This is a genomic window from Neisseria sp. P0021.S007 (assembly GCF_051956855.1).
In genome coordinates, this window is the sequence record NZ_JBQCXA010000665.1 from 1 (window position 1) to 639 (window position 639).

Here is a 639-nt window from a genome sequence, read left to right on the forward strand (position 1 = left end):
GTAATAGACTGCGTGTTTCAGTTCAAATTTTTGGTCGGGAAACACCGGTTGAATTAGAGTTCGGTCAGGTTGAAAAGATTTAAGTGGTTTAATTCGCTTGAAAATTTTTTTTTAAGCAGATATAATCGCAAATTCTGTTTGGGAAGCGGAATGGTTCCGCGTTATACCCGTTTTTAGGAGTCCTTAAGTGGCAAAGAAAATTATCGGCTACATCAAACTGCAAATTCCTGCAGGTAAAGCCAATCCATCTCCCCCAGTTGGTCCTGCTTTGGGTCAGCGTGGTTTGAACATCATGGAATTCTGTAAAGCATTTAATGCTGCAACCCAAGGTATGGAACCTGGTTTGCCAATTCCAGTCGTGATCACCGCATTTGCAGATAAATCATTCACATTTGTGATGAAAACCCCACCAGCTTCTATCTTGTTGAAAAAAGCTGCTGGTCTGCAAAAAGGTAGTTCTAATCCTCTGACTAACAAAGTGGGTAAATTGACCCGCGCTCAGTTGGAAGAAATTGCTAAAACTAAAGAGCCTGATTTGACTGCTGCTGATTTGGATGCGGCTGTTCGTACTATCGCCGGCTCTGCTCGCTCAATGGGCTTGGATGTGGAGGGTGTTGTATAATGGCTAAAGTATCTAAA

Annotated in this window: 1 protein-coding gene and 1 pseudogene; both read left to right on the plus strand. The window is 42.4% G+C overall.

What is annotated here, in order from left to right:
• Window positions 1-83 (plus strand): annotated as a pseudogene (locus tag ACTHUR_RS15265) (transcription termination/antitermination protein NusG); the annotation flags it as partial.
• 104 nt (window positions 84-187) lie between these two features.
• The gene (gene rplK, locus ACTHUR_RS15270) at window positions 188-622 is read left to right on the plus strand and encodes a 50S ribosomal protein L11 (protein ID WP_002220151.1); all 435 of its coding nucleotides are present in this window, start codon (window positions 188-190) and stop codon (window positions 620-622) included.
• The last annotated feature ends 17 nt before the right edge of the window (window positions 623-639 follow it).